The 20,824-nt window shown below is 56.6% G+C and carries 25 protein-coding genes; 14 read left to right on the forward strand and 11 right to left on the reverse strand.

Annotated features, from left to right (window positions below; translation table 11 throughout):
- A partial coding sequence (locus WKI41_RS18970; protein ID WP_340195033.1) for a hypothetical protein occupies positions 1–466 on the reverse strand: 466 nt, incomplete at its 3' end.
- A gap of 11 nt (positions 467–477) precedes the next feature.
- Positions 478–855 carry a hypothetical protein gene (locus WKI41_RS21765; RefSeq protein ID WP_425341080.1) on the reverse strand — a complete coding sequence of 126 codons (378 nt, stop codon included), beginning with the start codon at positions 853–855 and terminating at the stop codon, positions 478–480.
- 742 nt (positions 856–1,597) lie between these two features.
- Here WKI41_RS21765 and WKI41_RS18975 point away from each other — a divergent pair.
- The 6 genes from WKI41_RS18975 to WKI41_RS19000 all read left to right on the forward strand — a co-directional run bounded on the left by WKI41_RS18975 (position 1,598) and on the right by WKI41_RS19000 (position 4,885).
- Positions 1,598–2,242, forward strand: coding sequence for a hypothetical protein (locus WKI41_RS18975; protein WP_340195034.1), 645 nt, complete (start codon positions 1,598–1,600; stop codon positions 2,240–2,242).
- A gap of 435 nt (positions 2,243–2,677) precedes the next feature.
- A complete protein-coding gene (locus WKI41_RS18980; protein WP_340195035.1) occupies positions 2,678–2,995 on the forward strand; it encodes a hypothetical protein in 318 nt (105 codons plus the stop codon).
- 255 nt (positions 2,996–3,250) lie between these two features.
- Positions 3,251–3,472 carry a hypothetical protein gene (locus WKI41_RS18985; protein ID WP_340195036.1) on the forward strand — a complete coding sequence of 74 codons (222 nt, stop codon included), beginning with the start codon at positions 3,251–3,253 and terminating at the stop codon, positions 3,470–3,472.
- A complete protein-coding gene (locus tag WKI41_RS18990; protein WP_340195037.1) occupies positions 3,469–3,819 on the forward strand; it encodes a hypothetical protein in 351 nt (116 codons plus the stop codon). Before WKI41_RS18985 ends, WKI41_RS18990 begins: the two co-directional genes overlap by 4 nt.
- 138 nt (positions 3,820–3,957) lie before the next feature.
- Positions 3,958–4,185 carry a helix-turn-helix transcriptional regulator gene (locus WKI41_RS18995; RefSeq protein ID WP_340195038.1) on the forward strand — a complete coding sequence of 76 codons (228 nt, stop codon included), beginning with the start codon at positions 3,958–3,960 and terminating at the stop codon, positions 4,183–4,185.
- Between the two features lie 451 nt (positions 4,186–4,636).
- Positions 4,637–4,885, forward strand: coding sequence for a hypothetical protein (locus tag WKI41_RS19000; RefSeq protein WP_340195039.1), 249 nt, complete (start codon positions 4,637–4,639; stop codon positions 4,883–4,885).
- A gap of 174 nt (positions 4,886–5,059) precedes the next feature.
- Here WKI41_RS19000 and WKI41_RS19005 read toward each other — a convergent pair whose 3' ends face one another.
- Together WKI41_RS19005 and WKI41_RS19010 are read right to left on the reverse strand one after the other, a co-directional pair.
- Positions 5,060–6,163 (reverse strand): hypothetical protein, encoded by a 1,104-nt coding sequence (locus WKI41_RS19005; RefSeq protein WP_340195040.1) that lies wholly within the window; start codon positions 6,161–6,163, stop codon positions 5,060–5,062.
- 95 nt (positions 6,164–6,258) lie between these two features.
- Entirely contained in the window at positions 6,259–7,197 is a 939-nt protein-coding gene (locus WKI41_RS19010; protein WP_340195041.1) for a LysR family transcriptional regulator, read from the reverse strand.
- A 91-nt stretch (positions 7,198–7,288) separates the two neighbouring features.
- Between WKI41_RS19010 and poxB the strand changes: the two genes are divergently transcribed.
- On the forward strand, positions 7,289–9,013 hold the full coding sequence (poxB, locus tag WKI41_RS19015; RefSeq protein WP_340195042.1) for a ubiquinone-dependent pyruvate dehydrogenase: 1,725 nt from the start codon (positions 7,289–7,291) through the stop codon (positions 9,011–9,013).
- A 12-nt stretch (positions 9,014–9,025) separates the two neighbouring features.
- On the forward strand, positions 9,026–9,541 hold the full coding sequence (locus tag WKI41_RS19020) for an FUSC family protein (RefSeq protein WP_340195043.1): 516 nt from the start codon (positions 9,026–9,028) through the stop codon (positions 9,539–9,541).
- 232 nt (positions 9,542–9,773) lie between these two features.
- Here WKI41_RS19020 and WKI41_RS19025 read toward each other — a convergent pair whose 3' ends face one another.
- The 4 genes from WKI41_RS19025 to WKI41_RS19040 form a co-directional block, all read right to left on the reverse strand.
- A complete protein-coding gene (locus WKI41_RS19025; RefSeq protein WP_340195044.1) occupies positions 9,774–10,277 on the reverse strand; it encodes a DUF992 domain-containing protein in 504 nt (167 codons plus the stop codon).
- Positions 10,274–10,597, reverse strand: a complete 324-nt coding sequence (locus WKI41_RS19030; protein WP_340195045.1) for a BON domain-containing protein — start codon at positions 10,595–10,597, stop codon at positions 10,274–10,276. The genes WKI41_RS19025 and WKI41_RS19030 overlap by 4 nt, the downstream gene beginning before the upstream one ends.
- A gap of 25 nt (positions 10,598–10,622) precedes the next feature.
- On the reverse strand, positions 10,623–10,802 hold the full coding sequence (locus tag WKI41_RS19035) for a CsbD family protein (protein WP_340195046.1): 180 nt from the start codon (positions 10,800–10,802) through the stop codon (positions 10,623–10,625).
- Positions 10,803–10,949: 147 nt separating this feature from the next.
- Positions 10,950–12,434: a PAS domain S-box protein gene (locus WKI41_RS19040; protein ID WP_340195047.1), complete on the reverse strand. Its 1,485-nt coding sequence runs from the start codon at positions 12,432–12,434 to the stop codon at positions 10,950–10,952.
- A 163-nt stretch (positions 12,435–12,597) separates the two neighbouring features.
- Between WKI41_RS19040 and WKI41_RS19045 the strand changes: the two genes are divergently transcribed.
- From WKI41_RS19045 to WKI41_RS19070, 6 genes are all read left to right on the forward strand, one after another.
- On the forward strand, positions 12,598–13,044 hold the full coding sequence (locus tag WKI41_RS19045; protein ID WP_340195048.1) for a YaiI/YqxD family protein: 447 nt from the start codon (positions 12,598–12,600) through the stop codon (positions 13,042–13,044).
- Between the two features lie 6 nt (positions 13,045–13,050).
- Positions 13,051–13,725, forward strand: coding sequence for a DUF1345 domain-containing protein (locus tag WKI41_RS19050; RefSeq protein WP_340195049.1), 675 nt, complete (start codon positions 13,051–13,053; stop codon positions 13,723–13,725).
- Positions 13,726–13,751: 26 nt separating this feature from the next.
- A complete protein-coding gene (gene fghA, locus WKI41_RS19055) occupies positions 13,752–14,585 on the forward strand; it encodes an S-formylglutathione hydrolase (protein WP_340195050.1) in 834 nt (277 codons plus the stop codon).
- 149 nt (positions 14,586–14,734) lie between these two features.
- Positions 14,735–15,334, forward strand: coding sequence for a PAS domain-containing protein (locus WKI41_RS19060; protein ID WP_340195051.1), 600 nt, complete (start codon positions 14,735–14,737; stop codon positions 15,332–15,334).
- A 2-nt stretch (positions 15,335–15,336) separates the two neighbouring features.
- The gene (locus tag WKI41_RS19065) at positions 15,337–18,765 is read left to right on the forward strand and encodes a CheR family methyltransferase (protein WP_340195052.1); all 3,429 of its coding nucleotides are present in this window, start codon (positions 15,337–15,339) and stop codon (positions 18,763–18,765) included.
- Positions 18,737–19,132 (forward strand): response regulator, encoded by a 396-nt coding sequence (locus tag WKI41_RS19070; protein ID WP_340195053.1) that lies wholly within the window; start codon positions 18,737–18,739, stop codon positions 19,130–19,132. Before WKI41_RS19065 ends, WKI41_RS19070 begins: the two co-directional genes overlap by 29 nt.
- 71 nt (positions 19,133–19,203) lie before the next feature.
- Here the strand turns inward: WKI41_RS19070 and WKI41_RS19075 are convergent, their stop codons facing one another.
- The 3 genes from WKI41_RS19075 to WKI41_RS19085 form a co-directional block, all read right to left on the reverse strand.
- Entirely contained in the window at positions 19,204–19,572 is a 369-nt protein-coding gene (locus tag WKI41_RS19075) for a hypothetical protein (protein ID WP_340195054.1), read from the reverse strand.
- Positions 19,573–20,226: 654 nt separating this feature from the next.
- The gene (locus WKI41_RS19080; protein WP_340195055.1) at positions 20,227–20,475 is read right to left on the reverse strand and encodes a hypothetical protein; all 249 of its coding nucleotides are present in this window, start codon (positions 20,473–20,475) and stop codon (positions 20,227–20,229) included.
- A 43-nt stretch (positions 20,476–20,518) separates the two neighbouring features.
- The gene (locus WKI41_RS19085; RefSeq protein ID WP_340195056.1) at positions 20,519–20,785 is read right to left on the reverse strand and encodes a hypothetical protein; all 267 of its coding nucleotides are present in this window, start codon (positions 20,783–20,785) and stop codon (positions 20,519–20,521) included.
- Between the last annotated feature and the right edge of the window lie 39 nt (positions 20,786–20,824).

Here is a 20,824-nt window from a genome sequence, read left to right on the forward strand (position 1 = left end):
TTCGAACCGCCGCTGGGATACGAGCATCAGGATAGTAGGCAAGCCAGTAAAATAGACCGTACGTGTGGTCCAGGATCGTCTGACGATGCATCTCAGCGGACGCGTAGTCACCAGCATACAGCGCCTGATAGTACTTCAAGCCTGTGCCGGCCGCGTCGTAATAATCCAGCGACCCGACCGCCCTACTGTTGAAATCGTATACGTTAGACGCCGGGTAATTGTTGAAGACATGCTCAATCAGTGTGTATTGACCGGATGCAAAACCACGCGCCAGCAGTTCATATCGCGCTGGGTCAAAGTTGCGCGGGGCTACGTTCGGAATGGGGTAGGAGCTGGTCGAGCCCGTAGTAAGCGTCCAGCGAAAGCAGACAGCCTGCACGGTATCGAAATCCGCCGCGCCAACAACCTTGCCAACGGGCGTCGGTGACACCCCGAAGATCAGACCACTTGACGGTTCTCCGGGCATGTTGAATGGATCTATGGCTGGCTCGGCTGGAATCGAGCGTCACTGTAAGCTCCAGACAAGCCCTGCCAACCATTGTTAGCCTCCTTGCCCGTTCCAGCTGCTTCCCGGCCCATGATGTAAGAACAGCCAGCGCGAACAGCGAGCAAGATTGAGTATGATCCGTCATGCCAATAGTCGGCGTTGATCATCCTGCCTTCCTTTGTCCTCACAGACACAATGCGTTTGTTAGCTACATTGACCTTATCCAAACCCTCGCTATGATAGACAGGGATATCCAATTCCTCTAGGCGACGCCGCACCTCTCTGTTGAAATTGTTCGGCAGGACGCTATTAGTTGCCCAACTCGCGCCATAGCGCTCTGCATAATATGGCGTGCTAGCCCGCCCCAGGCGTTTGGTTTGTAACTGTCGATCACACTAAGACCGTTCGCAGACATGCCGCCGAAAACGGTAATTGCTTGCTCCCTTCTATCAGCCAGGATAGCCACATCTTCACCTCGGCGCTTGGCCTCAATGGCTTAGGCAATAGCGGAAGATGTGGTGCTGAGCACTACATGCTGGTGCTAAACAACGGCACTACCCTGACCAATGCGGAACATCCGGACTTCGCCAGCTCGAACGGCTTCGAGATATGTTCGGATGGCATCGTGCAGAATGAGAACTTCGTCTGCAGTAAGCCCTCGTTTGAATATCCCGCCGCAGTATTGCTTCTTTGCCGTCCGGTCATCACAGGATGCGACGATCGGCCAGAGTGGACTAGCAAATGCAGCGCGCGACTTCATGTTCCTGTTCATCGTAGACTGTGGGGATCGCGGCATTTCTCTGGACGACGTCGACCCGATGGAGTTTTCGCAGAAGTTCGCAGAGCTTGAAGCTGCACTATCGACGGATGCAGCGCCGGTGATCATGGCCGATGAGGACAGAACCCCAATGCCTGCTGGCTTTGATGACGCACTCTGGCGGAAAGCTGACGAGGTCCATCACCACATGGCTCTTGTCGCTAGTGATCGAGAGTGCGTTAAAATAATTTACGCCGCCCTGTCGACGGACGCCGAGCCGTTTGCATGGCGCAGCATAAAAGAGACACTAAACGGCTCTGGCTCGCAGCTCCGAACCAACAGGAGGAGCACGATTGGCACGCTGCGTTTCCCGTTTATGCCACTCCTCCAGCACCATCCGTCGCGGTGGAGGCAAATTCTTCGAGATCGAGGAAATCGGGGAGAATAAGCTCGCGACCATCACCGCGCCAGACAACGGAACCGCGACAGAAGTCCTGGCCGCCCTTCTAGAGTGCGCAGAAGCTTGGGTGCCTGCTACCCGGATCATTGGCAACGTCCGCGCGGGTGACATCGCCCGTGTCGTTCGTTCCTATCTCTCCGCAAAGGAGCAGGATGCAAAAGAGCTGGGCGTGAGAATGTCACTCCCCATTGCTCTCGATTTCGCAGACAACCCGCGCCCATACCACACGCTTCGAGCACCAGCCGACACCAACGGCGAACTGTATCGCGCCCTGAGGACCCTCGCCGCAGCCTACCGGTCCACACCAACGCAGGACTTGGCGGCGACCGTTGAGGCTTTCGACCGCGAACATCCCGAGATCCACTGGCACATAGCCAAGGGTAAAATCACCGCGGGCGAACCGCTCTATGGTGTCATCATTACCGACGTGCGAGGGAACGACCTCGGCGAAGGCGAGAGCGACACCAGCGCGATTGATGCATTCAACATAGCGCTGGCTGACGCCGGCATCGCGTCTAAGCAAGGAAACGCGGAATGAGGAAGATCGAGAGAATTGAAGACAGCATGAACGGCATGGTCACAAACGAATTAGCTAACGGAAAATACCTGTCCTTATCCGTCCGCGATGTTCGGGAGTAAGGCCTCGAGTACTTGATGAGATCCCACGGGGTAAACGTTCCAACCGAGAGGGTTCCGGTTTTCCAAGGGGGAAGAGAATTGGAACAGTCCCCCCGCTTTTTGATCCGATTGCTATCAAGTCGCGCTCCTTTTTTTTCGATGTGAGGCCTGGCGATTTCATCCGGACGGCGGACGGCTGGGAAGCGTCTCGCATGCTTGGACCGGGCGATTTGGATGCCGTTTCAGATTTCATTCGGGATGGAGAAACCCCTCATCACGGACATGAACGAATGGTCGAAGAAGCCCTTGACGTATTGCGGGTCATGTCGCCTGTATCAAAACAGGGGAACGCCGAATGACCGACCTGATGCACGAACTCGGCTTCTACGCCGCCAAGAAGAAATGGCCGAAGGGCCTCGAGGAAATGCCGGATCTTCTCAAGCGTGCCGCTGCTGCGGTATTGGAAGCAGATGAGCGGGTGAAGGACGCCAACCGGGAAGCGCTGGAGGACGCGGCAAAGACAATCGAAGAAAGTTTCGACCGAGGCATCGCAAGCAAACACGACCTTTGCGCCCATAAAAAATTCGACGGGGAAGACTGCGAATCATGCGCGGCAAATGCGGTCCGTGCCCTCATCCCCCGAGAGCCACACCAACCGGGAGGTGCTGGATGAGCTACGTCCTCCTGAGACGCGCAGCCGTCAAGGCGCGGAAGTCCCACGCCTGCATTTGGTACTGCAACGAGGTGCTACCAGGCTCTTAGTATGTCCGTGAAAACTCGATATATGACGGGCACCATCGGAATTTCCCTTGGCATGAAGCGTGCCGCCACGACGCAGACCGCTATTTCGACGACGGCGGCTGCGAAGAGTTTACTTCTGGGCAGGAAATGCCATTCCACGCCCTCTATCTGTTGGAGGCCTCCCTTCATGTCTAAGCTGACCGAAGCACACTTCTCCATGCTCTGCTCCTACATCGCGAAGAGCGCGGCGGCGTGGGCCGGAGACATCCTTACCCTTCCCGAGCGTCATGCTCGCGCAGCCGATCCAGCGAACGTCGCGCGGTTCACGGACGAAATGCGCGGCAAGCTCGATCGGCTCGACGAGATGGCCGGTCGAACTACTAAAGCAAAAAAAGGGGATGCAGAGTGAGCGCCGACGACGAGTTTAGTAAGGCATTGCGTCGTTTGCCGGTCCCGGTCTCATGTTTCTCCAACGGGGTCTGCTGCCCGTGGTGCGGAGGGTTGAATAAGACCGTAACTTTTGGCATGAACAACTGTGTTGAGTGCGGCAAGGAGTACGCCTTCGGGTATCCAGATTGGCACTCTGAAAAAGACCCCTTAAGCTGGGTTCCTTTTCCGTTTGCCGAGTTCAAGGCTTGCGGCGGTCGTGCAGACTTGATCCCGGAGTTTACGCCAAACGATCGGCTGAAGCATATCTACTTCCAGAAAACAGAAGAACATGTCGGCTTATATGCCGACATGACCTCGCCCAATTAAAGAACGGTGCTCTGCAGTGATCTTAAGCCGCGCACCTCTTCGCATACATTGACATTCCTTCCCATATCGTAGCATACTTTCCCTTGCGGACAAAAACCGGCCAAGAGCCGGCTTCCCTCATCCTGTTTGGAGTTGCCAATGTCCGACAATCCCACAAATCTCGTATGGCTCGACAGCTATCTCACCCTTAAAGAGGTCACGTCCATCATGAAGGTTGCGACGTCCACTCTCTATCGCTGGATGAACGAAGGAAATTTTCCGAGGCCCGTAAAGCTGGGCGAGAACTGCTCCAGGTGGCGGGTATCCGACGTCAAAGTCTGGCAGGACGCCCGCGAGAGCGAACCCACCCTCAAAAAAACCGGCTGAAAATCACAACATTTTTGCGGGTACGATTGCGGGTATCGGAACGGAGAGAAGGCCAAGACTACCCCGGAAAACAAGGCCTTTTCCTTCTCATTGTGACAGACACCCCATCCGCCACTTTACGACCGTCCCGAGCGGTCGTTGTTTTTGGCGTCATCTTTCAGAACATGACAACGTGTTTCGGCGCAGAGCATTTGCACCGTGCGATCCTCCCTACGTTCAAGCCTTACCCAATGCCTTCACGGCCGCACATACGGGGGTGTGACATGGTGATAGTCACTCGTGCACCTATGCGACCCTTTCCAATTGCCGCCTTAAGTATACAAACACGCTTCTTCCTCCACGAAAAGAAAGCCTGCGGAATACCTCAGCTGCTTGCTGTCCATGAGCAGCGCTAGCGAATTGGAACCTTGCGCATCAGCGTCTGTTAATATGCGTCATTTGGAGAGAGATCATGAAACTTTTGACTGCAGCAATTTGCTTGGTGTCCGTCGGAATCTTAAGTGGATGCGTTGATGATCGTGGTTATCGAAGCAGCGGCTACTACTCGACGGGCGTCTACTACCGCTCCTACGAGAGAGATCGCTACTATCGCAACTACAACCGCCGCGATTGGCGTGATTACAGAGGCCCACGACGCGACTACCGCTACCGGCCGCACGTCTATAGCGGCGCTCAAGAATATGGTGTGATTATCAGATAGCCTGCACGAATCCGATAGCGTCAGAAGCTCGATTAACGAGCCGCATGCCAGACGCAGGTAGCATCTTTGCGCCAGGCGATCTTCGCTGTAGGCGCGAAGATGCCTTTCAGATGACTTGCACCTGCAGGGTCACGAAATGAGCCAGGACAATAGAGTCTTGGCTCGTCGTGCGAACTACTTCCAGCTCTTATAATCCTCAGCCGCACATCCAAACGGTGCGTTCTGGTCGCCGAACCGCTTCTGCAACTGGGCGCAGCCCCATTTGTTGATTGGTTCAGGCATCATGTTGTTGATGTCCATAGCTGGTGACGTGAATTGCGACGGAGCGGTGGTCACGTACCAAAGCCAGTAACCTCCGAGGCCGACGATCATCAGCAGGATGATGATACCGAATGCTTTCATACCTTGAATAGCAGACGCGCCCGCGGATTTTTGTGGCTGCGTTCGTGTCGTCTGTGCGGCTTCCGACAAGCCTGGATCAGGAGCGATGGCTGACAGCGCCTGCGTCCTCTCCGCCTCGGTCATTTCGATGCGCTCCAAACGATTATCCAGAATCACCGGCAGAGGACTGTCCTTTTGCCAGGCGGCAAGAGCGATGTCGTGCTTTTCGGACTGTCCAATAATGAGGGGCGTCTCATCCTTGCCCATCAGCGAGAAAGACTGGCGCTTTGTCTTGTCTTCGCGAATCGTGTCCGAATAGGTGAGGAAAACCCCGCCGCGCTTTTTGGTAACGCCGGTCAGGGCAACTGGCAGCAGTGTGATCGACTGCGCTTCAGCAAGCTTCGCCTTTGCCCGGAAATATCGGACGAGTGCCAGAAGCAATGCAATACCGCCGAAGCCAAGTAGAAAGGCGAAGATCGCCAGCGTGATGATCCGGTTCCACAGCATGTCGAGACCAAGCGAGATCGTTGCAAGCTGCGGATCGGAGCCAGAGATGAAAACGCCCGCCTCGTAATCGCCGGAGTGGATATCGACGAACATCACCTCGACGTCACTGTTGTAACGCTTGCCTTGATAGTCATAGGTCAGTTTGGCGTTGCATGTCGTGAAGACGGCTTTGCGGGTTTTGCAGCTGCCGTTGAGATCACCATTCTCGATCTCCACCGGGTTCTGGCTGATCTTGTAGTCCCGGATAATCCCAGGGCCTTCCGAAACAAGCATGAAGATAGCAATTGCCAGCAGGATCACAGGAGAAAAGTAGTAGGCGAAAGGGACGGACAGCACGCCGCGCTTTAATTTCAAAGGGCGCGGGGGAAGCTTTATGTCAGGGATTGTCATGATGGCCTTTACGCATTCTTTGATCACAAGCGCGGCATCAATAGTTGAACAACCTTTGCTAAACAACCTTCGCAAGCCAATTCGATGACGTTGCTTTATGCTTGCTCCGGCGCCGAATCGGCAGAAGCTTTGGATCTGGCGGTCTGAACGGCACTCACCACGAAAGACGTGACCAACTTGGCGTGATCGTCAGTCCTTGTCGCAATTGCGATCGGCGCACGAGGCGATTTACCGGCGATCGAGCGGTAGACGGCGCCTTCATTGCGGATCGAAGCGACAGAGCGCGGCACGATCGAAACGCCAAAGCCTGCAGCAACCAGCGGAATGATCGAAACGATCTGCGACGCTTCCTGGCCGAGTTTTGGGCTGACGCCCGCGTCGTTGCACGCGGAGACGATGCTGTCATAGAGGCCGGGTCCAATGTCCCGCGGGAAGAGAATAAGGTTCTCGCCAGCAATAGCGGCAAGCGGCACAGCGATATGGTCTCGCAATGCATGATCGGCAGGCAGCGCAATCACCATGTCCTCATCCAGGCAGGCGCGAACGGAGAGCGATCCATCCTCCAAAACCGGCGGGCGGATGAAGGCCACATCCAGCTTTCCCTCGCGCAGACCGGCAAGAAGTGCGGGCGTATTGCTCTGCTCCGGTGATAGCACCACATCCGGATAGGCTGAGCGGTAAGCGCGGATAATGTGCGGGATGCAAGGATGAAAATAGGTCGCGCCAGCAAAACCCAACCGAAGGCGACCAATTTGACCTGCCGCATGACGCCGAACCTGAGTGACCGCATCTTCGAAACGAGCGACGATATCGAGCGCGGTTTCCTGAAACACCCGTCCCGCGGCCGTCAGTTCCACACCCCTGGCGTGACGGGTTAAAAGCCGCGCACCGATCGTTTCTTCAAGCTGACGGATCTGCATGCTGAGCGGTGGCTGGCGAATGCCAATCCTGTCCGGCGCGCGGGTAAAGTGCTTTTCCTCGGCAACCACGAGAAAGTAGCGTAGTCGCCGGATATCGATGTCATCCAATATCATATATGAAAAAGCCTCGATCCATATATTGGAAATTAGATCGAACCGTATCTAGGTTTCAAGGGAGAACACCGACGTAATAGAGGAGATATCCATGACCATGACCGTCGCTGATCTACTGGCACAAAGCCTCGCCGACATCGGCGTAGAGCGCATCTGGGGTGTTACGGGCGATAGCCTGAACGGGCTGAATGACAGCTTGAGGCGGCTCGGAAAGATCGACTGGATGCACGTACGCCACGAAGAGACTGCTGCCTTTGCAGCGGGCGCCGAAGCGGCGGTAACGGGTAGACTTGCAGTCTGCGCCGGCAGCTGCGGCCCGGGCAACCTGCACCTGATCAACGGCCTGTTTGATTGCAAGCGCAACCATGTTCCGGTGCTGGCAATCGCAGCACACATCCCCTCCTCCGAAATCGGTCTCGGCTATTTTCAGGAAACCCATCCGCAGGAGCTGTTTCGCGAGTGCGCGGATTTTGTTGAGCTCGTTTCCAGTCCCGCACAGATGCCAGGCGTCCTCAACCGCGCGCTGAACACGGCAATCGGCCAGAACGGCGTTGCCGTGCTGGTCATTCCGGGCGACGTGGCTCTCGCCGATTCACCTGTCACCTCAGTTTCCCCTCAAGCCGTTCCTGCCCTGCCCCGCATCATTCCGCGCGAAGATGAGCTTGGTCGCCTTGCCGAACTGCTGAATGAGGGCAAGGCCATCACCATTCTCGCCGGGAGCGGCTGCGCTGGCCATCACGATGCCGTCGTTACGCTGGCAGATGCCCTGAAAGCCCCGGTCGTGCATGCGTTACGCGGCAAGGAACACGTTGAATGGGACAACCCCTTCGATGTTGGGATGACGGGCCTGATCGGATTCTCATCCGGTTATCATGCGATGGAAAATGCCGACACGCTGGTGATGCTGGGCACGGATTTTCCCTATCGCGCCTTCTACCCAACCAAGGCGCGGATCGTCCAGATCGACCAGGATGCAGGCGCGCTTGGCAAGCGCGCGACATTGACGCAGGGTATTGTTGGAGATGTCGGTGAAACGATAGCCGCCCTGTTGCCGCGCTTGAAACCTCGCACCGACACGCATTTTCTCGATGCTGCTCGCGCCAACTACGTCAAGGCGCGCGAGGGGCTCGACGATCTGGCAAAACCTTCCGCCGCCGGCAAGCCGATCCATCCGCAATATCTGGCGCAACGCGTTAGCGAACTTGCGGCAGAGGATGCGATCTTCACGGCAGATGTCGGGACGCCGACGGTCTGGGCGGCGCGCTATCTGGCGATGAACGGCAAACGGCGCCTACTCGGCTCGTTCAACCACGGCTCGATGGCAAATGCCATGCTGCAGGCCATCGGTGCGCAAGCAGCAGCCCCTGATCGGCAGGTCGTGTCACTCTCGGGTGACGGCGGGTTTACCATGATGATGGGTGATTTCATCTCGCTTGCGCAACTCAATCTGCCGGTGAAAATTGTCGTCTTCAACAATGGTTCGCTCGGCTTCGTGGCGATGGAAATGAAAGCGGCGGGCTATGTGGATACCGGGACTGATCTCGAAAATCCCAATTTTGCCGCGATGGCCAATGCGATGGGCATCAAGGGCATCCGGGTCGAAGAGTCAGTCGATGTCGATTGGGCCTTGAGTTCGGCCTTTGCGCATCCGGGACCGGTGCTGGTGGATGTCGTGACGGCAAAACAGGAACTCGTCATGCCGCCGAAGATAAAAGCTGAACAGGCCAAGGGCTTTAGCCTCTACATGCTCAAGGCCATCATCAGTGGCCGCGGCGATGAGGTGGTCGAACTCGCGCGCACCAATCTCCTGCGGTAAAGGAAGACGAAGGTGAACGAGACACGCGTCCGCGACCTGGCTTTTGTTTTGCGCTGCTCCGGAGCCGCGACGCTGTCTTTCGTCATGGCGGAGATGGCCGGGCTTCCTCATCCCGTGTGGGCGGCAATGTCTGGCATCATCGTCGGTCAGGAAAAGCTTGGCGATACGCGCCAGGCCACCATCGGGCGGTTTGTCGGCACACTGCTTGGCGTTATTATAGCGGTCGTCATCGGCACAGCGTCGCAACAGTTCGGCGTGGGAGCGGCCGGAGAAATTGCGATCGCCGTTGGACTAGCAGCCATCATTGCTCGGCGCTATCCGTCATTGAAAGTGTGCATGTGGACCTGTCCCATCGTCTTCCTGACAACCACCGCACAGACACCTTTATGGGAAGTCGGGATGTATCGGGGCACTGAGGTGCTGCTGGGAAGCGCGGTCGGTGCAGCACTTCATGCCGTGGCGGAACGTATTATCTGGGTGCGTTACAGCCGCTCTCACAGCATCGAGAAGCACGATCCATCGATTTAGAGAAGATAGAGCATCCTTACCGCGTTCAAAAGAACGGGTTGAATGAAAGTGCGCTTGTTGCCTGCGACCTGGGCGCAGTCGCCATCCCACTGTGATGACCTTTTCTTGCATGCGCTGGCTTGCAGAAACTGTAAGACTTGAAGACGATCAATCAAAAGAAACGGGCGGTGGAAATCCACCGCCCGCATTCGGCCCAATGCTAACGCCATTTTTGGCGTTTCGGCGAGGAGGATCAGCCGGCAGATTTCAGCTGCAAGCTCGCAATACCAGCTGCTAGATTAACACCTGTGCCCGCCTGGGCGCTCAAGGGCTGAAGCGCGAAGTTCTTGGCGTTACCGCCGATCAGGGCGTTTGCGCCGAGACCGACACCGACTGCGGCAGACGCCGAGGCACCAACATATGTACCGGTCAGTGCGCCATCACCGACGCGGGATTCAGCGGTGTTGAAGACAATCCAGCTCAGATACTGCTTGCCGGTGACGCCGACGTCCAGACCGATCTTCCCGATCTTGCCAGTGTAGCGTTCGACTTCACCTGAGCGCTGACGGAACTCGCAGGATACCGCCTTGCTGGAGCCGATCACCAGGCCGATGCCGCCGTCGATTTCACAGGACAGCGTGCCGACACGCTCCTTCTGCGCCGTTTCCATATGCTTGTGCGAGCGCTTTGCTTCTGCATGGGCGACAGGTGCAACGGCAAGGGCAGCAATTGCGGTGGCAAGAACGAGCTTCTTCATAGTGAACTCCTATTATCGTTGAGGTATAGCTTTGGTCTGGTCATGCGCCGAGGCGCAATGGATTGGATGGTCGGTCTGATCGAGAGATCGGAAATAATCGGACGCGAAGCAAAGCACTCCGCGATGAAGACTGCGCATTCGAGCGAGGCGAGCGTTTCCACCTCACCCGTCAGCACAACCCGGCCGTTCTCCATAGACACCGTGATACGGCTTCCTTCTTGACCATCGGCATAAGCAATGATGGCTTGAAGTGCTGCGCAGAGGCTGCAGTCCTGTGGGTTTGCGGCTGGCGTCAGTGCCTCGTCGGAAGAAATCATCATCTCGATCAGCTCCGTACAGCAGGCTTTACTTGAAGGACTTGCGCAAGGTGTCCTTGCACTCGCCGTACTTGCTTTGCACTTCGCCTGCCACCTTTTCGGCGCGGCCTTCGGCCTGCATACGCACGTTGCCGGCCACCTTGCCGACGGCTTCCTTGATCGAGCCCTTCACCTGGCGAACTGCGCCTTCGATGCGGTTGTTATCCATTTTAGAACTCCTTCCTTTTCAACGTTATGTCGCCGTCATTGGCGCCATGATGAAAAGATAGAGCGAGGACAGCCTGCACATCAGAGAGAAAACTACTAATCCTACTGGTACATACTGGCCTATTTTCAACGAAATCAGCGAAAGACTTTAGGTCTTGCGCAATTTGCGCCCGCTGAAACCGCGCTCGCGTGCCCAGATGACAGCGGCTGCGCGGCGGTTGACGCCAATCTTGCCATAGAGGGATGCGATGTGGTTGCGGATCGTATGCTTGGACAGATTGAGCTTGTCGCTCATCTCCTTGTCGCTGCAGCCTTCGCAGATCAGCGTCAAAATATCTTCCTCGCGTTCCGTCAGGTCACTGAGCGACGCCGTGGGTGCGGTTCCCCTCGATGTCTGACGCAGGCCCGCCAGTCTCTCGACGACGGTTCGGCTGAACCATGATGTGTCGGCCATGACGGTTTCGATCGCCTCGATCAATTCGTCTTCGGACCGGCGACGTTCCGTCACATCCTGAAGCGCCCAGATGACGCACTGCTGGTCGTTGATCTCGACGCGTTCGGCGGAAACGACGCATTCCGCAATCCCACCATCCTTCAGGTTCATCCTGAGCGCCTCTTCGCGGATCGGCACATTGCTTTTCAAGCGGCGCTCGACCTCTCTGCGCGCATTCACATCGTCCCACAGCTTCAATTCGCTCGCCGTCTTGCCGATGACCTCCTGCTCCTTGCGGCCACACAGCTCCAGAAACGCGTCATTGACTTCGGTAAAAACGAAATCCTCAAGTCGAGAAATCGCGGTCGGTGCCGGCGAGAGGCGGAAGGACTTGAAGAAGCGCTCCTCGCTCTGGCGAAGCGCATTTTGCGCTTTCCGGCGCCCATCGAGGTCGGCAAAGGTGAAGAGCATGCAGGGCTCTTCGCCAACGGCGATCACTTCTCCCGCGACGATGACAAGGCGATCGCCCTCGGGAATCGGGATCAGCGCCTCCCGGTGACGAATGATGCGTCCATCTTCAAGCCGATCAAGCGCGTCTTGGCCCGTCTCGCAATTGGAAAAGAGACCGAGCTCCTCGACACTCCGGCCGACGACCTCCTCGCGCGTAAACCCTGTCATTTCCATAAAACCCTGGTTGACGCGGATGAAGCGCTTGTCTTCCATGCGGCAGATCAGACCTGGCGCCGGGTTGGCGTTGAAGGCTCTTTCGAAACGCTCCTCGGCTTCATAAAGCGGCGTCTCGTCACGTATGATCAGCACCGTTACATCGGGCTTTGATCCCGCATCCTCGATCGCCAGACCCCGTACCGTGTGCACCCATGTCAGATCAAGATCGGAGGCCGGCGAGATTTCGACAGTGACGTCGTCCACCTCTTCGCCGGCAACTAACCGCTCCAATGGATATTGTCCCTCGTCGAGCAGATGGTTGTTGCGATAGCGCAGCGTAAAGTTCTTCCGATAGGCAGCAATGTCGGCGCCGAGCTCCTCAAGCGTCTCCACTCTGTGCATCTCAAGCGCGGCTTTGTTGGCCCAGGAAATCGTGCCATCCGGCTCCACCAAAATGAGCCCGTCGCTCAATCCTGCGATGACTTGCTGCAAAACGAGGCGATTGATCTTTGGGGACTGCTCGACGTCTGTCATGAGGGGCAATCTCTTTCATTTATGAATGATTTGAAATGTATCCAAGGCGATAGCACCGTGAAACGCCGGCGAGCGCAAACATGTTGCGCGTGGGCGGAAAAAAGCTCAAATGGGCACCCGAGCGATTGCGCAATGGAAAAACCGCAAAGGACGAACCTTTTCAATGCCGCAGATTTATGTCGATGCCGATGCCTGCCCGGTGAAGCCGGAGATATTGAAAGTCGCAGAACGGCATGATCTCGACGTTACCTTCGTTGCCAATTCAGGCCTGCGGCCTTCTCGTGATCCAAAGGTGAAGAATGTCATCGTCTCCAACGGTTTCGATGCGGCTGACGATTGGATTGCAGAACGCGCGGGCGAAGGAGACCTTGTCATCACCGCGGATGTTCCGCTGGCCGGTCGCTGTGTGGCCAATGGCGCAATGGTCACAGGACCAACGGGCCGCGTTTTCGATCAAGCCAATATCGGAATGGCAACTGCCATGCGCGATCTCGGTGCACACCTGCGTGAAACCGGCGAAAGCAAGGGCTATAACGCCGCCTTCTCACCGCGCGACCGTTCACAATTCCTGGAAACACTCGACCGGCTGTGTCGCCGGATAAATAAGTGATCGAGCATGGCAACCGCACCCCAGAAGAAAGCTGAGGCAAGGATCAGCCTCTACACGCGCCACCGCCCATTCTTGATCGCTGCGATCCTGGGAGGCACGGTACTGGCAGCAACGCTGATGCTCATCCCCAAGCTTGCCATCGAATCCGCTGCCGTCGCGTTTTTCCTGACCTATCTGTTTTTACTGGCTCTCAGGCTGCCCTATCTGACCGCCGCGCACCTGAAAGCACATGCCGATCGTGACGATCTTCCCGCGATCGCTATCATCTTCATCACGCTATTTGCAGTCGTCGTGGCTGTGGTGTCGCTGTTCATGGCGCTCAATCATTCCGGCGAAACGGCGCTTTCGCTGACCCTATCTTTCTTGTCGGTCATTCTCGGTTGGTTGACGATCCACACCATGGCTGCGGTCCATTACGCCCATCTGTTCTGGCGGCCATCTGCTGACGGCGGCAAGAGAGAGCCGAAGGGCGGGATGGACTTTCCCGACACCAAGGCGCCTGGCATTTACGAGTTTCTTTATTTCTCCGTCGTCATCGGCATGACGGCGCAAACCTCCGACGTCGCCGTGACCACCACGGCAATGCGCAAGGTCACGCTCGTGCACTCGATAGTGTCGTTCTTCTTTAACACGGTGCTGGTGGCAGCGGCGGTCAACGCCGCCGTATCGCTCGCAGGCTAATATCGCTTTCATAAAGGATGCAAAACATGAAGGTTATTTCCCAGAACACGGCTTTCGGCGGCATGCAGGGCGTTTACGCGCATGACTCCGAAAAATGCAAATGCGAGATGACCTTCGCCGTCTTCGTTCCGCCAAAAGCGATTAACGAGCCCTGCCCTGTTCTGTGGTATCTTTCGGGCCTCACCTGTACCCATGCCAATGTGATGGAAAAGGGCGAGTATCGCCGGCTTGCGGCCGAACTTGGCCTCATCATTGTCTGCCCGGACACCTCGCCGCGCGGCAACGATGTGGCGGACGAGTTGACGAACTGGCAGATGGGCAAAGGTGCGGGCTTCTACCTCGATGCCACCCAGGCGCCCTGGGCTGAGCATTACCAAATGTACAGCTACATAACGGAAGAACTTCCCGCGCTGATCGGTGAGCATTTCCGCGCCGATATGAGCCGACAGGGCATTTTCGGCCACTCGATGGGCGGTCATGGCGCCATGACGATTGCGCTGAAAAACCCGGACCGCTTCAAGAGCTGCTCGGCCTTTGCCCCGATCGTCGCGCCCTCGTCTGCGGACTGGTCGCGCCCGGCTCTCGAAAAATATCTCGGCGAAGATCAAGCCTCTTGGCGTGCCTACGATGCCTGCGCACTGGTGGAAGATGGTGCGCGCTTTCCAGAGTTTCTGATCGACCAGGGAGAAGCAGACAGTTTTCTAGAAAACGGCCTGCGCCCATGGCTGTTCGAAGAGGCCATCAAAGGAACAGATATCAGCCTCACGCTACGCCTTCACGACCGTTACGATCACTCTTACTATTTCATCTCCACCTTCATGGACGATCACCTGAAGTGGCACGCGGAACGTCTTCTCTAAACCGTCTGAATTGCGTCGATCGTCATCGACATCAAAGTCATGATTGAGGGCAAGTTTTCGTTATGCGAGTGATCTTTCTCGCGCCTTGCCCTTATCAAAACAAGAAATCTACCTTAATTAGATAAGCAATACATTGAGTTGATGAGATAATGCCGAAGTCACTTGTTCTACCTCCCCTTCGGGAGTTTTTCGATAACGCAACAGTTGCCCTGGCGCTTGCCGAAGCGAAAGGAGACAACGCACTCGTCCTCGTCAACCAGCAATTCAAAACCCTGACCGGCTATGACGACGCCGATGTTCTGGGCAAGAATTGCCGGATGCTACAGCAAGGCGCAGGCGGTGAGCGCGCTTCGAACGAAGAGGCGCGAGCGAAGATTCACTCCTTCCTGTCTCGGCCAACCTCGTCGGTGATACGCACACCAATCGTCAATTTCCGCAAGGATGGCCGCCCGTTCGTCAACTTGCTGTTCATGTCGAAGCTGAGTTCCTCATCCGGCGACGTCCAATACATATTCGCATCGCAATTCGATATCAGCCGGACGAGACCCGACCTGCTCGACAAATACAACACTGATCTGGGCACGACCATCACGCGTATTCAGCCCATGCTTGAGGGCCATAATGTCATCATTGAAGGCAGCCTGGCAACGATCGCAAGCTCCGCCACCACGATTGCGCAGGCAAAAGTGACCTTGGCCGAGCTTGATAAGAGCGACCAGAGCCAGTCTGGTCGGACCCTGAGGGATTGAGTTTGGACCAACGTGCAGAAGCCCAGGATGTGCCCGTCGTCGGCATCGGATCATCTGCAGGAGGACTGGAGGCTCTTCGCGAGATGTTCAGCTCTGCTGAAGTCCCGACCGGCCTCGCCTTCGTCGTCGTGCAGCATCTCGATCCGCACCATGAAAGCATGCTGGCAGAACTGATCGGCAGGCATACGGCACTTTCCGTGAAACAATGTCAGGGCGGAGAGCGTATCCAGCCGGACACCGTCTTTATCATTCCGCCGGGACATGGTCTGTCCATTTCCAACGGTACGCTCGAGCTGACGAATTTCGCCCAGCCACGTGGGTTGCGTCGCCCGATCGACGATTTTTTCATTTCGCTCGCGAATGACCAAAACGGCAATGCCGCCTGCGTTATCCTGTCTGGTACCGGCGCAGATGGCTCCACCGGCCTTCGTGCGGTGAAGGAGAATGGCGGCTTGTGCGTCGCCCAGGAGCCGGCTACGGCGAAATATGACGGCATGCCGCTTGCAGCTGCCGGGACGGGTCTTGTCGATTTCATCCAGCCGCCCGATAAGATTCTCGCTTGCATCAACGGCTTTTTCTTCAGACGCACGAAGGGCCACGCCGATCAGCAGCCCTCTCTGGTCGAGGATCATATCGACGATCTGTGCAGAACCTTGCGCAACTCCGTCGGTCACGACTTTTCCGGCTACAAGAAGACCACCTTCATTCGTCGTATCGAACGCAGAATGCACGTTCTAGGCATAGAGCGTGCCAAGGACTATCTGCATCGGCTGCAGCGCGATCACGACGAGTGCGAAGCGCTGTTTCGCGATCTGCTGATCAACGTCACGCGATTTTTCCGCGACCGGGAGTTTTTCGACGTTCTGCGCGACCGGGCGATCCGGCCTCTCCTCCAGAGCCAGGAAGCACGCGACGGAGGCGTGCGCGTTTGGGTGCCCGGCTGTTCGAGTGGCGAAGAAGCCTATTCCATCGCCATGCTGTTTGCCGAAGCAGCCCGCGAGTTACAGATTCTATGCGATGTTCAGATCTTCGCGACCGATATCGATGAGAGCATGCTGCAGATCGCCCGGTCGGGCTCTTATCCGAATGCCGCACTGGCCGACATTCCGGCCGCGTTGCACGAGCGCTATATTATTCCGCACAAGGACCGCTTCAACTTCGTCGGCCAGATCCGGGACATGATCCGTTTCTCCGGCCACAGCCTTGTGAAGGATCCGCCCTTTTCGAAGATCGACCTGATCTCCTGCCGCAACCTGCTCATTTATTTCGATGACAAGCTGCAGAAGACGATCATGCCGCTCTTCCACTATGCGTTGCGACCGGGCGGGTTTCTCTTCCTTGGTCCCTCCGAAAGCGTTGGTCGGTTCGAGACGGTTTTCGCCAGCATCGACCAGAAGGCGCGGCTTTTCGAAAGACTGCCGGGTCTTCCGACTTATCCCATTCCGCTTCCTGGAGGACGCCAGGATCAGGGTCGCCGACCGGGCGGCTCCGATGTTCAGCATGACGCAGCCAGAAGCGACGACGAAACCGTCGTGTCGCGTCTGCTTGAGCGATACGTGCCTGCCAGCATGCTTCTGGACCAGGAAGGTCAGATCATGGCAGCCTTCGGCAAGCTGAGCCGCTTTTTCGATTTTCCGGTGTCCCGCTCCAACGAGACCAGCGCTGCCTCGCTTGCCCGCCCCGGCGTTAAGGAGCAGATCGGACCTCTGCTGCGTCAAGCCCATTCAGCGAAGAAGCGTGTCATATCCAGCAAGGTTGAGGTCATCACCGAATTTGGCTCGCTGACGACAGACATCATCTGCGATCCGGTGGATGATGACAGGTTCCTCCTGGTGTTTCAGGATGCCGGGCAGTTCACGCCGCTCGAGGAAAGCGACCTCATCAGTCTTGAACCCAGCAACGGGCATGTCGAAGCCCTCGAGCGCGAATTGCGCTCGGCCAAGCATCGCCTTCGCTCCGCAACCGAAGAGCTTGAGACGGCAAATGAGGAGCTGAAGAGCTCCAACGAAGAAATGATGTCGATGAACGAAGAGCTTCAGTCGACGAACGAAGAGCTCACCACGGTCAATGACGAGCTGAAAAACAAGATCGAGCAGTTGACGATCGCCAATACCGATCTTCGCAACTTCTTCGATTCCACCAACCTCGCCATCATCGTTTTGGACCGAAACCTGCGTGTGCGGTCCTTCACCCGCGCGGCAACCGAGATCTTCCCGCTGCAGGCATCTGATCGTGGCCGCCCGATTTCGGATGTCACCACGCGCCTCTTGACCCCGGACTATCTCGATCATGTCCGTCATGTCATGGACGATGGTGTCGATCACCAGGATACTGTCTGGCACGAAGAAACGCGCAAGACCTTTACGCTGCGGATCCTGCCTTACAAAACCTCTGACGGTACAATCACCGGCGCAACGATCGTCATGACCGACATCTCGCATGCGGTAAGCGTCGAAACACAGTTGCAGCGCGAACAGAACCGGCATGAACTCGCCGTCGAAGCCGCGGGCATCGGCGTGTGGGAATATCTGCCGGACCGCCAGGAGTTTCTGCTTGGAGGCTCGACAAGAGAGTTGCTACAGGCGCAGAGCAATCACCTCAGCACGCAAGAGTTCCTCGCGAAAATTCGCGACGACGACCGAAGCCAAGTCCTCGAAGCAATCCAGCAGGCGGAGATAGACCATGGCGGCTTCGACCTGACGACGGAGCTAAACTCCACGCATTGTCCTCGCTGGATCAAGGTGTTTGGACGCTACGTTGGCGACGCCGAGTCCCCGAGGATCATCGGCGTGACTGTCGATGTGACAGCGGAGTACCGGCTTGCGGAAACACGCGAACTGATGCTGAACGAGATGAACCACCGGGTGAAGAACCTCTTCGCCATGATAGGCGGCATCTTGCGCATGGCCGGCCGCAAGCATGACACGGTGCAAAGTCTGGTCGCAGACGTAGAAGGTCGTATTCTGGCGCTCGGCAACGCGCATTCTCTGGCGTCAAACCAGAAGCGCACCGGCCCCGTCGAGATCTCCGAACTGGTGAAGACCATTCTTGCGCCTTATGAGCAAAAGGGCGGCATCGAAATCTCGCACGCGTCGCTTCCGATTCCTGCAAAATGCATCACGCCGCTGACCCTTATCCTCCACGAATGGTCAACCAATGCGCTGAAATACGGTGCGCTTGGCCAAAGCGATGGAAAGCTGAATGTGAGTTGGAAGGAAGATAACGAAAATATTTATCTGCTATGGAACGAAACGATAGGAAAGCCCGTTGTAGCATTCGGGGAAAAAGGATTTGGGACTCTTCTACTGTCAAGCGCCGCACGGCAATTGGGAGGCGCGATTGACACCAAGCTCGAAGGCTCCGAACTCCATCATATTCTTACTCTGCCACGTTCGGTTTTAAATGACACGCAAATCGGTACTCATCGTTGAAGACGAAATCTTCGTAGCCCTCGACCTCCAGATGACCTTCGAAGAGGCCGGCTGGGATGTCGCAGGACCCTTTGCCAGTATCGAGCAGTCATCGCTATATCTCAAAGACCACACGCCAAGCTGCGCCGTTCTCGATGTACGCTTGATCGATGGCGAAGTCTTCCCTATTGCCGACACTCTGTCTGAACGCGGCGTTCCTTTCGTATTTCATTCCGGCCATGCCGATGGGCGGCAGCTTGCACAGCGCTATGCGACTTCGGCGTTCTGTCAAAAGCCATGCCTGCCAGGAAAGCTGTTGAATGAATTGGAAAAGCTGTCAGACCGCGCCGATACCAAGGGATCCGAAGAGGTTCGCGCGAGCGCGTAACTGCTGCCGTTCTCCTCACAGGTCACAAAAAAGCCGGCGTCTTCGCCGGCTTTTGCATTCATGATCTTGGATCACTGGCAGACCCGGAAACTCTCCATGTGCCAACCACCATCGTAGGAATTCGGCACCCGGCGATCTTCCAGCCAGCAGCGCGGGGGCGGTGGTGGTGGGGGTTCCACATAGCGCGGGCCGCTATCATTGGCGATGGCGCCGCTGATGATGCCACCCAAGAGACCGGCAGCAATACCGCCAGCGATCACAGCACCGGTGTCGTTATGACGGTGCCTGCGCGGCGGGTCGCGATAGGGTGGAGGCGGAGGACCGCGGCGCTCGTAGCGATAGGGTCCATCATAATATTGCGCGGACGCCGTCTGGACGCTGGCAAACAACGTCCCCGTGGTCAGCGCCGCGGCAAGAACGGAAAGCAAAACTTTCTTCATGGCGAAATCTCCAGATGAGCTGGCACATAAGCTTGCCACTCAACGCACGGTCAATCTGCCACAGGAGCTCTGAACACCCGATGAATGCTTGAGCCAGTCGTAAAATCGGACTGGCGTAGCCCAAAGGCCTTCGAGATAATTCTTTTAAACGACCGTACCGATCCTCGATGCATTGACCTTTCGATGCAACGACCGCTGGGTTAATCCAGCATTGTTCCCCTCATTTCAGGGGAGCTCCCAAGTCCTGAGAGCCAATCAGGTAACACCTCGCCCCGCCTTGAAGGTGGGGCTTTTTTCTTGGAAGGCTTACTTCGTGGCGTATTGTCCGGGGACAGCGCGCGTTGAAGGACAGTCAAATAATTTGAGGAAAATCGTTTCCCTCTCGCAACTTCTTTAGCCATCGGCCGTTATTTCCCTGAGACTCCCAGTCTCAGTTCCCCTCTCGACTGACAACCCGCTCCGCGCGGGTTCTTTTTTGCAAATAGGTCGCATTCACTGACGTTTTTTTGGCGAGCGTACCGGTTTGACGCAAGATGGCCTCGCATCAATCTACTTTTAGCCGTAGCGTTTTACCCATCGCTCCCGGGCATTGCCCAACTTTCCCCGAGCGAACAACCTGCCCCGCCAATTTCGCGGGGCTTTTTTGTGCTGTCTTCAGCGTGCGGGCTCTACAACCCGCCAATTCTGGTCCGGTGCAGGACGCACGCGCCGTGCCTCCTCGCCGAAAAGCTGGTCAAGAAGTTCGACAATTGCCGCGGGCATGTCGTCGATCAAGTTGTCGACCATCTGCGTGAACCAATGATACGAGTAGATGGTGAGCAGCGTCAGCACGAGCAACAGAAGCCACGGCCAGAGTGGCTTGCGCGGCGGCTCTCGCTTCTCCGTATGCGCGTCGAGACTCATATTGAACTCCTTGCGCACAATGCCAGGTCTGGACGAACGGGCGTCACGCACGTCTGTTGCGAGGCTCCCCACCAGGGGCATAAGCTGTCTTCTGCTGAAAGCGAAAAATATTGCCGCACTGGGCACACCGGATCATGTACTCGGCCGGGTTCGTCGAAGGACGTTCCGCTCTAAAACCGCGTGGCATTTCGTCGATGCGAAAATCCACATGAGCAGAGCCTTTTTCATCGATCTCAGACGCCTCGGCAAATCCGGTGTGTCCACAGCGCGAACATTCAAGTTTCCGGGAGTATCGATCGCGAGAAGCCATTCTTAGTCCTTTGATTTCAGCATCACGTAGCAGTGGCAT

The organism is Agrobacterium larrymoorei, assembly GCF_037722385.1.
In the GTDB taxonomy this organism is placed as follows: Bacteria; Pseudomonadota; Alphaproteobacteria; order Rhizobiales; family Rhizobiaceae; genus Agrobacterium; species Agrobacterium larrymoorei_C.